Annotated in this window: 12 protein-coding genes and 1 pseudogene; 2 read left to right on the top strand and 11 right to left on the bottom strand. The window is 69.8% G+C overall.

The genetic code is table 11. The features are described 5' to 3' along the window. Positions 1-21: 21 nt before the first annotated feature. The 4 genes from AB0M39_RS18785 to AB0M39_RS18770 all read right to left on the bottom strand — a co-directional run bounded on the left by AB0M39_RS18785 (position 22) and on the right by AB0M39_RS18770 (position 4,037). Positions 22-1,008 (bottom strand): helix-turn-helix domain-containing protein, encoded by a 987-nt coding sequence (locus AB0M39_RS18785; protein WP_365365617.1) that lies wholly within the window; start codon positions 1,006-1,008, stop codon positions 22-24. Between the two features lie 607 nt (positions 1,009-1,615). Further along, the gene (locus AB0M39_RS18780; RefSeq protein WP_365365615.1) at positions 1,616-2,455 is read right to left on the bottom strand and encodes a hypothetical protein; all 840 of its coding nucleotides are present in this window, start codon (positions 2,453-2,455) and stop codon (positions 1,616-1,618) included. A 123-nt stretch (positions 2,456-2,578) separates the two neighbouring features. Further along, positions 2,579-3,175 carry an NAD(P)-binding domain-containing protein gene (locus AB0M39_RS18775; RefSeq protein WP_365365613.1) on the bottom strand — a complete coding sequence of 199 codons (597 nt, stop codon included), beginning with the start codon at positions 3,173-3,175 and terminating at the stop codon, positions 2,579-2,581. A 43-nt stretch (positions 3,176-3,218) separates the two neighbouring features. Continuing rightward, entirely contained in the window at positions 3,219-4,037 is an 819-nt protein-coding gene (locus AB0M39_RS18770; RefSeq protein WP_365365611.1) for a 3'(2'),5'-bisphosphate nucleotidase CysQ, read from the bottom strand. A 66-nt stretch (positions 4,038-4,103) separates the two neighbouring features. Between AB0M39_RS18770 and AB0M39_RS18765 the strand changes: the two are divergent. Then, positions 4,104-4,235, top strand: a pseudogene (locus tag AB0M39_RS18765) (LysR family transcriptional regulator); the annotation flags it as partial. Between the two features lie 43 nt (positions 4,236-4,278). On the opposite strand, the gene AB0M39_RS18760 reads toward AB0M39_RS18765, so the two are convergent. The 4 genes from AB0M39_RS18760 to AB0M39_RS18745 form a co-directional block, all read right to left on the bottom strand. Continuing rightward, positions 4,279-5,871, bottom strand: coding sequence for a GMC oxidoreductase (locus AB0M39_RS18760; protein WP_365365609.1), 1,593 nt, complete (start codon positions 5,869-5,871; stop codon positions 4,279-4,281). A 103-nt stretch (positions 5,872-5,974) separates the two neighbouring features. Next, positions 5,975-6,220, bottom strand: a complete 246-nt coding sequence (locus AB0M39_RS18755) for a hypothetical protein (RefSeq protein ID WP_365365607.1) — start codon at positions 6,218-6,220, stop codon at positions 5,975-5,977. A gap of 200 nt (positions 6,221-6,420) precedes the next feature. Next, positions 6,421-6,633: a hypothetical protein gene (locus AB0M39_RS18750; RefSeq protein WP_365365605.1), complete on the bottom strand. Its 213-nt coding sequence runs from the start codon at positions 6,631-6,633 to the stop codon at positions 6,421-6,423. A gap of 67 nt (positions 6,634-6,700) precedes the next feature. Then, on the bottom strand, positions 6,701-7,201 hold the full coding sequence (locus AB0M39_RS18745; protein ID WP_365365603.1) for a DUF3515 domain-containing protein: 501 nt from the start codon (positions 7,199-7,201) through the stop codon (positions 6,701-6,703). Positions 7,202-7,537: 336 nt separating this feature from the next. Between AB0M39_RS18745 and AB0M39_RS18740 the strand changes: the two genes are divergently transcribed. Continuing rightward, on the top strand, positions 7,538-8,923 hold the full coding sequence (locus AB0M39_RS18740; RefSeq protein WP_365365601.1) for an MFS transporter: 1,386 nt from the start codon (positions 7,538-7,540) through the stop codon (positions 8,921-8,923). Between the two features lie 181 nt (positions 8,924-9,104). On the opposite strand, the gene AB0M39_RS18735 is transcribed toward AB0M39_RS18740, so the two are convergent. The 3 genes from AB0M39_RS18735 to AB0M39_RS18725 form a co-directional block, all read right to left on the bottom strand. Beyond that, a complete protein-coding gene (locus tag AB0M39_RS18735; RefSeq protein WP_365365599.1) occupies positions 9,105-10,979 on the bottom strand; it encodes a GAF domain-containing protein in 1,875 nt (624 codons plus the stop codon). Positions 10,980-11,076: 97 nt separating this feature from the next. Next, entirely contained in the window at positions 11,077-11,937 is an 861-nt protein-coding gene (locus AB0M39_RS18730) for a 3-hydroxybutyrate dehydrogenase (protein ID WP_365365597.1), read from the bottom strand. 55 nt (positions 11,938-11,992) lie between these two features. Then, on the bottom strand, positions 11,993-12,475 hold the full coding sequence (locus AB0M39_RS18725) for an NUDIX domain-containing protein (protein ID WP_365365595.1): 483 nt from the start codon (positions 12,473-12,475) through the stop codon (positions 11,993-11,995). Positions 12,476-12,480 lie beyond the last annotated feature (5 nt).

The raw sequence follows: 12,480 nt of genomic DNA, 5'->3' as shown, positions 1-12,480 counted from the left end.
GAACTGCGGCCATACCTCTGGTCACTTGCTTTCCGCCGGCCCGCGGCCCGACGGGTGCCGGTTCGGCGAGAGCGAGGCTGCTCCGGTCGAGCGGGCGTACTCGGTGGGAGTCTGACCGTAGTGCTTCTTGAAGGCTCGGGTGAAGTGACTGCCGTCCGCGAACTGCCAGTGTGCGGCGAGTTCCGAAATGCTCAGGCGCCCTGACGGCGAGGCAAGGGCCAGCCGGGCCTCATGCAGTCGCCGGTGGCGGATGTAGGTGGTCACCTGCTCGCCCACCGCGGCGAATGCCCGGTGCAGCGTACGGACGGAGACGTTGAGTTCACGGGCGAGCATCGCCGGAGAGAGTTCGGGATCAGCGAGCCGACGGTCCGCGAGGTCCTTGGCTGCCTGGGCGAGCGCGGGAGCCAACCGGGGTTCCACGTCGTCGAACCGGCCCTTCGCCACCGCCTTGGTCAGCTCGATCAGCGTGCCTTGGGCAGCTGCCACACCGGCCGGGCCGAGGTCGGCCACGGTTGTGTGAATCATGTCGGTAAGGGCCGTCAGCAAGCGCATCTCGGCCGAGTCCGCCGGCCCGGTGACAACCCGGGTCCCGAGCAGGGGTTTGAGCTCGCCGGGGGGCAGGACGAGGAACTTCGCCGTGAGGTGCGCCGTCGTCTCGAAGGCGGTCAGGCCCCCGAGGTGCCGGACGAGGAACTGTCCGGCCGACACGGTCTGGTCGCCGTGTCCGGGCGGGCCGCCCAGAGTCCATGCGCCGCGCCGCACGACGTACATGGCAACCAGGTCCTGATCGCCGCCCGGGACGTCCGCGGTCCGGGTTGGCGACGCTGCGTGAAGATCGGCGATCGCCGCGCCGTGCACCTTGGCCACGTTGCCCTTGACCCGGAAGTCACCGACCGTGTCCGGGCTGAAAGCCGGCAGTTGGAAGACATCGTCGCCGACCTGCGTCTCCCACCCGCGCCGGAAGACGTCGAGTCCCCGCGGTGCGGCGCCCGGGGCGGTCGAGTCCACTGCGAACGCCCCGCGCGCGCCGTCGACCTCCGCTCCAGTACCGTGCATCCCTTTCCGATCCTCTCGTGCTTCATTGCTTCAACGCCGTCCTGTGGTGATCGTGTTCCGCAGGACGACGCCATGACTCATGTGGATACCGTGCCAATCTTCCTATAGACGAATCGCATTGCAGCGGTCGGGAGGCAGAGCTGATGCTTCTGATGCGGCGAGGTGAGCTGATCGCCTGAGTACGCGCCGCGGTGGTCGGTTCGCCCGGTTCGGCAACGAGAGACGCGACCCCTGACGATCAGGCTTCTCGCAGCCTGACCGTCAGGGGTCGCGCTCGCGCTCCATCCTCCGTTATGAGCTCGTGCATCGGTTGGCGGTGAGCCATCGAGGCGCCGAGGGGGCCGTTGCGGCAGGTACGGCATCAGGCCGGGCTCACCTCGCGGTCACGGAAGCCGGCCTCGGCGCCGGTGCGAAGCACCGGCTGTCGTTCGTCGACAGGCTCCTGGCCACTACATGCCGACCACGACGCTGCCGAACCGGCAGTGCTTCGTCAGCGAGGGCCCTCCGGAGTCCGAGCTGCCGGCTGCGGGCTTCGTTTCTCTTCCGCCGGAGGCAACGGTCAGTGAGTGACGCGCAGTTCGCCGCGTGGGCCGATGGCGTCGGCCACGCCCAGGCAGGTGCTGCCTCGGAAGACACCGAGTTCGTAGTGCACAGACCCGGTGTCGACGGAACGGACCGTGAGCGCGATCTCGTAGTTGCCCGGGTAGGTCACCTCACCGAGATACTGGATCTGGTACGACCAGGGCGGCAGATCCGGCACCGAGCCCCCGACCGTCGTCCCGATCGAGTCCAAGGTGAATGCGGCGACGGCCTCGTCGTACCAGGTGGCCAGCGCGATGAAGTTGACATGCTGGTTGGAGTCGACGTCACCGATCCGGGAACGCAGCGGGGCCCAGTACGAGTAGTGGGCACGGTGCAGGCGCTCTGGGCGCGGACGGGTAGCCGGCGGCCTTCCTGCCACCCCTGTCTCCGGTAGCCGCATCTCGTCGAGATCGGCGATCAGCTCGTCCGGAAGCCGGAGCGGCCCCGAGTCGTCGGCCAGCACGACCGTCGCGTCGCCACTGCCCACACGCTTGTCGCCGACCATGACCTCCTGTCCGAAGGTGATGGAGGAGCGCCCGACCCGGCGAACGCCAGTGTGCACCTGCACGCGGGTCCCGACCGGTCCGGCTGGAGCGAGTCGGCTGACCCGTTGGCCGACGAGCAGTATCCGGAACGGGCCGAACCCCCCTTCACCGATGAGGCGTTCGAAGCGGCGCAGCCGCAGCCGAATCCGGGCGTCTTCGAGCCAGCGGGCCGTGCCGATCGTGCTCGCCGAGCCGTCTCGGCCGAGATCAGCCTGTCGCACCCGGACGTCGACCTGGACGCCGGAACTCTGATGTTCGGGAAGTTCATGCATGACGACCTCTTGTCGACGTCAACTCCGCGGCCAGGTCGGACCATGCCTGCCGCGGTCTGTCCCACCGGGAACCCATCCGTGCCGGGCCGGCTCCGGACACTTGCCGCTTGCGCGGCTCGACGGTCAGCGGGCGATCGAGATCGCGAAGGGGGTGAATCCGGTGGACCGGATGATGTGCGGGACGAACAGGATCGCGGCCTCCGTGGCGCGGGCGGTCTGGATCCCGCCGAGATCGGTGATCCATTCCTTGTGCCAGCCGAGGTCGACGAGCAGTTCGCGGACGGTCTGCTTGGCCTGCGGGTCCTCGCCGGACAGGAAGGCGGTTGGCGTCTGGGTGAGCTTGGCCGGCGCGGTCATCACCGGGAAGAGCATGGTGTTGAGTGTCTTGACGACGTGCGTCTCAGGGAGCGCTTCCTGGAGCTGTTCGGCGAGGCTCGAGCCGGGGTAGACGAGGTCGGCGGGCAGTCCGTCCGGTCCGTCGGCGGTGGCGTTGGAGACGTCGATGAGGATCTTGTCGTGCAGCTCTTCGCGCAGGGCGGCGAGACGTTCCAGGGAGCCGGCGCCCGGGGTGGCGTTGATGACGATCCGGGCCGTCCGGGCAGCGTCGGCGACGGCCCCCTTCGCGCGGTCCGCGACGGTCACCTCGTGCCCGGCCCGGGTGAGGGCTGTGGCCAGGTTGCCGCCGACGCGGCCGTTTCCGAGAACTGCGATCGTGGTCATGGTGATGTGGTCCTTGCGTGGGTGCGGGCTGTGGTGTGCGGGGTCAGCGGGAGAGCGTGGCGACGGCCTCGGCGTGGACGCCGGGCGCGGCGGCCAGGAAGCTGTCGCTCTGCGGGGTCCAGGGGCGGCCCTGGGCGTCGGAGATCCGTCCGCCGGCCTCGGTGACGAGCAGCGCGCCGGGCAGCAGGTCCGCCCGGGCGCCGGCGAACTGCCAGAAGACGTCGATCCGGCCTGCGGCCACGTTCGTCAGGTGCAGGGTCGCGGGCACGGCGGTGCGCACGACGAGCGCGTCGAAGAGCATCTCGGTGATCGAGGACCCGACGCGCCGTACGACCTTCTCGTCCTCGTCCGGCCGGGCCTGGCTGGTGGCCACGATGCCCAGGCCGAGGTCCGCGGTGCCGGAGACGTGCAGCGGCCGGCCGTCGAGGTGGGCGCCCGCGCCGGTGCGCGCGGTGTAGGTCTCGCCGGTCAACGGCAGGTGGACCACCGTGAGCACCGGCCGGTTCTCCCGTACGAGGGTGGCGGTCACCGCCCACTCCGGGAGGGCGTGCAGGTGGTTGACGTTGCCTTCGGCCGGATCCACGACCCACCACTCGCCGGGCGGCAGCGCCCCGCCGTCCAGCTCGTCCTCCACCCAACCGGTCTCCGGACGCAGGGCCGTGAGACGGGGGCGCAAGATGTCGAGGGCCGTGTCGTCGTTGACGGCGAGCGCGCGCATCAGCTCCTCGCGGGTCTCGTAGCGGACGACGTCGCCGAAGCGCTCGCGCAGCGCCGCACCGGCCTCGCGCACGGCGGTCGCGGTGCGGTCGAGCAGGTCGGCGTCGGAGGTGGCAATGCCAGTGGTCTGAAGCGTTTCGGACATGGTGGTGCTCCTGTCTGAGGAGGGGGTGATGGGCCGGTCGGAGCCGAACCGTGCGTTGCTTCTCGTTTGGATGTGAACCTGCCCGTCACGCTCGACGCGCTGCTGGAGGAGGGCAGCGTGGCCGGGGCCGGCCGCGCGCCTGCACGTCAGCGCCCCACGATGAGCCGGAGTCTGGGCCGCATGCGGCGCACGACGGGGGGATTAAGCGCGTTGTGGAAGCGCCGTGGGCGCGGAAGAAGGCTCAGTCGAGCAGTTCGGCAGCCCGTTCGGCGATGGCGTAGACGGTCGCGTTGGTGTTGGCCGAGGGGATGGACGGCATCACCGAGGCATCGGCGACCCGCAGTCCGGCGATCCCGTGCACGCGAAGGTTCGCAGGGTCGACGACGGCATCGGCGTCGGTTCCCATCCGGCAGGTGCCGGTGAAGTGGAAGTAGGGGCCGGTGGCTTTGCGGATGAACTCTTCCACGGATTCGCCGCTTGTCCCGGAGCCCGGCACCGCTTCCTGCTTGCGCCAGTCGGCGAAGGCGTCGGCCGCCCCGATGCGGCGTGCCGCTGCCAGGCCCTTGCGCATGACCTCCAGGTCACGTTCGTCGCTCAGGTAGCCGGGGTCGACGACGGGAGCGCTGGCGGGATTGGCGTCCGCCAGGCGCACGGTGCCGCTGCTGTGCGGAGCCATCGCGGAGAAGGCGATGGAGTAGCCGTTGGCCGGCGACCGGCCCCATGCCGACGGGAGCGGTGCGGCGACGATGTAGACCTGAAGGTCCGGCCGGACCGCGGCGGGGTCGCTGTACAGCAGGCCCATCATTTCGGCCGGCGGGTTGGCAGGGACGAACGGTACGGGCCGGCTGGCCTCGTACACCACTCCCGCCAGCGGATGGTCCTGCAGATGGGATCCCACTCCCGGCAGGTCGGCGACGACGCCAATGCCGTGCTCGCCAAGGTGTCGTGCCGGGCCGATCCCTGACAGCATCAGGAGGTGCGCGGAACCGATGGCCCCCGCGGTCAATATGACCTCGGCGCTCTCGACGGACAGGTGCGCGCCACCCACGATGTACTCGACGCCGGTGCAGCGGCCCGCGGTGATGCGCAGCCGCTGCACGGTCGCGTCCGTGACGACGTCCAGGTTCGGCCGGTCGAGGAACGGACGGATGTAGGCGTCGGCCGCGCTCTGGCGGGCGCCGCCGGGCAGATTCATGTCACTCCACCCGAACCCGGTCTCCAGCCCGCCGCCGATGTCATCGGCGCGTGTGAACCCAGCCTGCACCGCGGCGTCGACGCCCGCCGTGGCCAGGGGATGGGGTTCCGGAACCGGGGCGACCACGACCGGCCCGTCCGTGCCCCGCACGGAGGCATCACGACTGCGAGTGCTCTCGCTGCGGCGGAAGTAGGGCAGCAGATCGTCGAAACCCCAGCCCGGAGCGCCGAGTCCGGGCCATTCGTCGTAACCGGAGCGGTGCCCCCGCAGGTGGTAGAGGCCGTTGATGCTCGACGATCCGCCGAGCGCCTTGCCGCGCAGCACATCAGCGGCCCTGCCTGTACCGGCCTGCACGGTCGAGGCGCCCAGCCAGAGGGATGACGGGTCGAACCCCAGGAACCCCCAGGGAGATGCCATCGCCTCGGTCGCGTCCCGGGCTCCCGCCTCCAGCAGCAGAACCCGCACGCCGGGGCGTTCCGAAAGCCGGGAGGCAATCACGCACCCCGCTGTCCCCGCTCCCACAACGACATAGTCATAAGGACTCTGGCCCATCATGTCTCCGCTTCCCACGGCAGCACTGTCCGACCACCGGGTTTCAGGAAAAGGCTCCTCGACGATCAAAGAGCTGATTGCTTGCATGTACTAAAGGGGCCGAAAAGTTGGGACGGTTCTCTTCAGGTCGGCCCTGTACCTCGCTCGGCCGCCTCCGAGCTCGGCGCGCAGAAGGCGTGGAACCGGCTGATCAGCAGCGAGCGGGCTCCAGTGGAGCAGGGCTGTCCGGAGGCAGCTTGCGCGCGCTGCTGGTGCTGACGGACACCGAGGTGGCCCGGTGGCCAACGATCACCTTGATCCGACGGGCCTGGGCGCGCCCGGTCCGGCCATTGCCGATCACCCTGTTGGGGATGTCCATGTCGGCGCCGGTACCTGCGATGGCGGCCATGCGGCTGGACTTCTCTTGTTTCACGAGTTTGTTGTCCTTGGTGTGCATCCGTCCAGGAACAGCCCGGGTTTCCCTTCTGCCATCGAATCTTAGGAATAGCGACACGGCACGTACTTGAACCTCCGCGACGTTCGTTCGGAACCTCAGCGCCATACGAGTGGCGAGACAGTCGGCGTCCCACAGCACTGGGCCAGGCTGCTCGTACGCGCCGACCGACTTCTTGCCCTGCCACAGGCGGCACCCCCTTCTCACCGACGGCCAGCCACGTCAACCTGAGTCGGCAGCGAGGACGGTAGGCGGACCCCCAAGGCGTCCAAGAGTGACAGCTCGGTGGTGTCGATGATGTGGGCCCGTGAGGGAACGACAAGAGGGAGCAGGAAATTGTGGACTTCGGTGTCCTGGTCGGCGATGCCGTCGGACAGAACGTAGAGCTGGAAGTCACGGCCCGCCGCGTCGATCACAGTGGGCAGGACGACTCCGGCGGCTTTCTGCAGCCATGCCCGAGTTGCTTCTCAACTCGCGTCCGGCTTAATCGACGTCATCGAGAGAAAAGCACTTGCGCTCCCCCTGAGGGATCTGTTTGACGACGCGGTTAAGCTCCACTAGGACGTCCCCTGGCGATAGGGCAGAATCGTTGACGGTAACCTCAATGGCGGGATGGCGTCCGTATGTTGTGAGGGTGCGGGGACCGCCGTCCTTGGCCTTCTCCTCATCGAGAACCCAGTCAACCCCGTCGACGGTCATGCACAAGTTGATCGTCGGCTTCAAAGGCGTCACGCCACATCGCAGGACAATCCCGCCGTCACCCCACGCGGCCGTGCCGACACCTGTGGTTTCCTGCTTCCCTTTACTCATAACGTTTCGGGGCAGTTCGGCCACCACGGAATCGCACTCCCGGCTCCCCCCGTCCGGTGCAGCCGCTACGGAGTAGCTACCCGTCATAAAAGCGAGGAAGAAAACCGAAGTCAGCAGCAGCGCGCCTACAGCACCGCCGATGAAGAAGTGTCTTTTATTCAACCGGATGGGCATTCGCTCGGCTCTGTCGATTTGGCTGAGGGTGGCGTCTCGCCCAGACTACCCAGTCCCGATCTGCCGCCACTGTCCCCCTCACGTCGACGGCTCCCAGACGCCTAGTCAGCACGGGAGTCAGCACCGCACGTCAAATCACTGCGAACTGCGCGTCACGGACAGCACTCGTTTCGACCACCTTCGAGCCCTGAACCGCCCTGTCGTGAGCCGGCATGGTGGGTACGCGCACTCCCATGCCCTGAACTATGGTGCGCCACCACATACGCCTCTGACCTGCGACTTCCTACGGTGTGGCGACACGGAATCGTCCCCGCCAACCGTCCGGAAGTGGTGTCCATGGCCGCCCCCGCATCCGCCCCACCAGCGCCGTCGTCGCTCAAGCGCATCGTCGCCGCCAGCCTCATCGGCACGACCATCGAGTGGTACGACTTCTTTCTCTATGGATCCGCCGCCGCCCTGGTCTTCAACAAGCTCTTCTTTCCGGGGTCCGATCCGCTCGTCGGAACCCTGCTCTCCTTTCTGACCTACGCCGTCGGCTTCGCCGCCCGTCCGCTCGGGGCTCTCGTCTTCGGGCACTACGGCGACCGGCTGGGGCGCAAGAAGCTGCTGGTTCTCAGCCTGCTGCTGATGGGCGGGGCCACCTTCGCGATCGGTCTGCTGCCGACCCACGCGACCATCGGGAGCGCCGCTCCGGTGCTGCTGACCGTGTTGCGGCTGGTGCAGGGGTTCGCGCTCGGCGGCGAGTGGGGCGGGGCGGTGCTGCTGGTGTCCGAGCACGGCGACGCCAAGCGGCGCGGCTTCTGGGCCTCGTGGCCGCAGACCGGCGCGCCCGCCGGGCAGTTGCTCGCCACCGGCGTGCTCTCCGCCCTCACCGCTCTGCTGTCGGACGCCGCGTTCACCTCATGGGGCTGGCGCATCCCCTTCCTCCTGTCCGGTGTGCTGGTGATCGTCGGTCTGTGGATCCGTCTGTCCGTGGACGAGTCCCCCGTCTTCAAGGCGGCGCTGGCGCAGGCCGAGGAGCGCAAGGCGGCTGCCGGGCAGGTCGAGAAGATGCCGCTCGTCGCCGTGCTGCGGCACCACTGGCGCGATGTCCTGATCGCCATGGGCGCCCGGATGGCGGAGAACATCAGCTACTACGTGATCACCGCCTTCATCCTCGTCTACGCGACGACGGCCGTGGAGCTGAGCAAGCAGACCGCGCTCAACGCCGTACTGATCGCCTCGGCCGTGCACTTCGCGGTGATCCCGGCCTGGGGCGCCTTGTCGGACCGGATCGGGCGCAAGCCGGTCTATCTCGTCGGGGCGATCGGCGTCGGCGTCTGGATGTTCCCGTTCTTCGCTCTCATCGACACCAAGAGCTTCGGCAGCCTGCTGCTCGCGGTGACCGTCGGGCTCGTGTTCCACGGTGCGATGTACGCGCCGCAGGCCGCCTTCTTCTCCGAGATGTTCGCCACCCGCATGCGGTACTCGGGGGCGTCCATCGGCGCTCAGTTCTCCTCGGTGGCGGCCGGGGCGCCCGCGCCGCTGATCGCGACCGCGCTGCTCGCCGACTACGACTCCTCGACCCCGATCTCGCTGTACGTCATCGCCGCCGTGCTGCTCACCGTGGTGGCCATCGGCTGCGCACGCGAGACCCGCAACCGCGATCTGAACGCCGTCGAGGCGGAGCCGGTCCACGACGATGCGCCTGTCGCCCACGCCGCCGACGCTCGGACCGCCTGAGCCGAGGGAGGCGGGGAGGCGAACCCGAAGTCCGCTCGCGCGGACCCGCCCCGGGTGGGTCCGCGCAGCCGCGCGTCCGGGGCCCGGGAGGGGCGTCAGGCGCCTGCCGTTCAAGCCCCAGAGGCGCCGAAGGAAACGCCGTAGGCACATGAACGGCCGCGCCCGCGTGGCGTTCGCGGCGTCAGCGGGCGACCGCGGCGGACATCGCGTGCAGGCGCAGCGCCAGCTGTATCTCCAGCGATCTGGCCGGCGTCTGCCATTGCGAGCCGAGCAGCCGCCCGATCCGCTCCAGACGCTGAGCCACCGTGTTCACATGCACATGCAGATCGTCCTTCGTACGGGCCGGGCTCATGCCGCTCGCGAAGTACGCCTCGAGCGTGCGCACCAGGTCGGTGCCGCGCCGTCGGTCGTACTCCACGACCTCGCCTATCGTGCGGCGCACGAAGCCGTCGACGTCGCCCGGGTCGGCGAGGAGCAGGCCGAGGAAGCCCAGATCCTGCGCCGCCGCGCCCTGTCCGGAGCGGCCGAGCAGTCGCAGGGCGTCCAGGCAGCGCCGGGCCTGCGCATACGCCTCGGCTATCGGGGCCGGGTCACGGGCGGGCGCGGCCACCGGGGACGACGCGCCCACCGTGACCGGCTCCCGCATGCTGTCGCCCAGGTGCCGGGCGGTCTGGCGGGCCAGGTCGGCGGCGGTGTCGCCGGGGCCGAGCGGCAGCAGCAGCACGGTGCCGCCGTCGCGGGCAGCGGCCAGACCCGAGCAGGTCGCGGCCACATGGCTGGCGGCGGACCACAGGCGCTGGCGGTCGGCGCTCTCCCGTTCGACGGTGTCGGTGTGGGCGCCGTCGATCCGGGCGGCCAGCACCACATGCGGGGCGTCGAGGTCGGCCCGGAGTCTGGCGGCCCGTTCGCGCAGCAGCCGGGGGTCCCGGTCGGGGGCGTCGAGCAGGTCGTCCAACAGCTCGCCGCGCACCCGCTGTTCGGCGTCGTGGGCGGAGCGCCGGGCGAGCAGCAGCAGCGAGGTGACCATGGCCGCGCGCTCCAGGGTGCGCCGGTCGACCGGGTCGAGGTCCGGATGGCCGTGCAGCACCAGCGCTCCGAGCAACTCGCCGCCGGCGGAGACCGCCGCCACCCACTCCTCTCCTCGTCGTATCGCCCGGCCGTCGGCCCCGGCCGCCTCGACGTCGGCGTCCGTGAACTCGACGGCGCCGTCGAGGACTTCGGAGAGCGCGGCGGCCACGTCGTGGACTCCTCCGCCTCGCAGGACCACTTCGGTGAGCCTGTCGTGCACGTCCGAGGCGCGTTCTATGACGCCGCTGTGGTCGCGGATGATCTCGTTGGCCCGTTCCAGCTCGGCGAGTGCGGAGCGGGTCTCGGCGAGCAGGTTGGCGGTGTCGATGGCGACGGCGGCGTGCGCGGCGAAGGAGCCGAGGAGCGCGACCTGTTCGCGCTCGAAGACCCTGGCCCGGCGGTCGGCGGCGAACAGGACGCCGATGACCTGGCTGCCGAGCATCAGGGGCACGCCGAGGATCGCGACCAGGCCTTCGTCTCTGACGGCCGTGTCGATGGTTCTCGTGTGCTCGAAGCGCTCGTCGTCGAAGTAGCTGTCGGTGACATAGGGCCGGGCGGTCTGGGCGACCAGCCCGCCGAGCCCCTCCCCCATGCCCAGCCGCAGCTGCTGGAAGCGGGCCGACACCGACCCTTCGGTGACGCGCATATACGTGTCGCCGGCCGCCGGGTCGTTGAGGCTGAGGTAGGCGACCTCGGTGCCGAGCAGGGAGCGGGCGCGTTGCACGATCGCCCGGAGCACCGCGTCGAGATCGCGCAGCCCTGCCAGGTCGTGGGCCGTCTCGAAGAGCGCGGAGAGCTCCGCCTCGCGGCGCCGCCGCCCTTCCAGCTCGGCGCGCACCCGCAGCGCGAGCTGCTTGGCGTCCTCGAGCGCGGCGAGCGTCTCGGGTCCGGCGCCGCTCGCGCGGGCCAGCAGCACCGGCCGGTCGTACGCCTCAGCGGCCGCGCCGCGTGCGAGGAGCTCCAGGTAGGAGGCTTGATCGTGGGACATGGACACAGGATTGCCTGCCGTGCTGGGACGCACCAGCCCTGTGGAGAACGAAGCCGATGTGGACAACCTCGTCACCCGGGCGAGCGGGCCGCCGGACCTAGTGAGCCGTCCAGCCGCCGTCGAGGGCGAGCGAGGTGCCGGTGATGAAGGACGCCTGCGGGGAGCAGAGGTACAGCACCGCCTCGGCGACCTCCTCGGGCTCGATCAGCCGCTTGATCGCGGAGTCCTTGAGCAGGACGTCGGCCAGCACGCGGTCCTCGGGCACCGCGTGGGCCGCGGCCTGGTCGGCGATCTGCTGCTCGACCAACGGGGTCCGCACATAGCCGGGGTTGACGCACACCGACGTCACTCCGTGCGGCGCGCCCTCCAGCGCGGCGGTCTTGGAGAGCCCTTCGAGACCGTGTTTGGCGGCCACATAGGCGGACTTGAAGGCGGAGGCGCGCAGCCCGTGCACGGAGGAGACGTTCACGATACGGCCCCACTCCTGTGCGTACATATGCGGCAGCGCCCCCCTGATCAGCCGGAACGGCGCCTCCAGCATCACGGTGAGCACGGTGTGGAAGACATCCGGCGGGAACTGCTCGATGGGCTTGACCAGTTGCAGCCCGGCGTTGTTGACCAGGATGTCCGCTCCGGCCGCGGCTTCCTCCGCCGCGTCGAGGTCGGTGAGGTCCAGGACCTGGGGTTCGACGGCTCCGGCCAGATCCAGCGAGTGACAGGACAGGGCTTCCAGGCCCTCGGCGTCCCGGTCGACGGCCCTGACCTTCGCCCCCGCGGCCGCCAGCCGCAGCGCGCAGGCACGGCCGATGCCGCCCGCCGCGCCGGTGACGAGGGCTGTGCGGCCGCCGAGATCGAGGTCGACGCTGTGCGCGGGGCGGGCCGGGCGGCGGAGGGCTGCGGGGTCGGACGCGGTGGGGACGGACGCGGTGGGGACTGCGGAGGCGGTGGGGGCGGTCATGCTGGGCACCCTAGGCAGTGATCACCGTCCGACCGATGTGGTCACCGCCCATACTTCACTGCTCATCAGTGGGTTCGAACCATGCAGGCCCCTCGGTCATCGCCTGCTTGATCCGGAAGACGGCGGACTCCTTGAGCTCCGGAAGGGCGTCGAGCGGGAACCAGCCCACCTCCAGCGACTCGTCGTCGTTGACGCGCGCCTCGCCGCCCACCGCCCGGCAGCGGAAGCAGATGTCCATGTACTGGCACTGGTCGCCGTTGGGATAGGTGATCGGCTTGCGCATGGCCTGGACGAGCACGACCCGCTCCGCGACGCAGCGGACGGCGGTCTCCTCGTACACCTCGCGCACGGCCGTCGTGGCCGGCTGCTCCCCCGGGTCGCAGATCCCGCCGATGAGCGACCACCTGCCGTTGTCGGCGCGCTTGCCGAGCAGCACCCGCCCCTGGTCGTCGAAGACGACCGCGCTGACGCCCGGCAGGAGGAGCAGCTGGTTGCCGGCGGTGGCCCGGATCTCGCGGATGAAGTCAGGGGTTGCCATGCCTT

The organism is Streptomyces sp. NPDC051907 (genome assembly GCF_040681075.1).
Taxonomy (GTDB): domain Bacteria; phylum Actinomycetota; class Actinomycetes; order Streptomycetales; family Streptomycetaceae; genus Streptomyces.
This window is presented reverse-complemented; position numbering and strand designations above follow the sequence as displayed.

Bases quoted from the DNA above. Each gene is read 5' to 3' on its own strand.
- AB0M39_RS18780 (WP_365365615.1), bottom strand. From the start codon at position 2,455: ATGCATGAACTTCCCGAACATCAGAGTTCCGGCGTCCAGGTCGACGTC.
- AB0M39_RS18775 (WP_365365613.1), bottom strand. From the start codon at position 3,175: ATGACCACGATCGCAGTTCTCGGAAACGGCCGCGTCGGCGGCAACCTG.
- AB0M39_RS18770 (WP_365365611.1), bottom strand. From the start codon at position 4,037: ATGTCCGAAACGCTTCAGACCACTGGCATTGCCACCTCCGACGCCGAC.
- AB0M39_RS18760 (WP_365365609.1), bottom strand. From the start codon at position 5,871: ATGCAAGCAATCAGCTCTTTGATCGTCGAGGAGCCTTTTCCTGAAACC.
- AB0M39_RS18755 (WP_365365607.1), bottom strand. From the start codon at position 6,220: ATGCACACCAAGGACAACAAACTCGTGAAACAAGAGAAGTCCAGCCGC.
- AB0M39_RS18745 (WP_365365603.1), bottom strand. From the start codon at position 7,201: ATGCCCATCCGGTTGAATAAAAGACACTTCTTCATCGGCGGTGCTGTA.
- AB0M39_RS18740 (WP_365365601.1), top strand. From the start codon at position 7,538: ATGGCCGCCCCCGCATCCGCCCCACCAGCGCCGTCGTCGCTCAAGCGC.
- AB0M39_RS18735 (WP_365365599.1), bottom strand. From the start codon at position 10,979: ATGTCCCACGATCAAGCCTCCTACCTGGAGCTCCTCGCACGCGGCGCG.
- AB0M39_RS18730 (WP_365365597.1), bottom strand. From the start codon at position 11,937: ATGACCGCCCCCACCGCCTCCGCAGTCCCCACCGCGTCCGTCCCCACC.
- AB0M39_RS18725 (WP_365365595.1), bottom strand. From the start codon at position 12,475: ATGGCAACCCCTGACTTCATCCGCGAGATCCGGGCCACCGCCGGCAAC.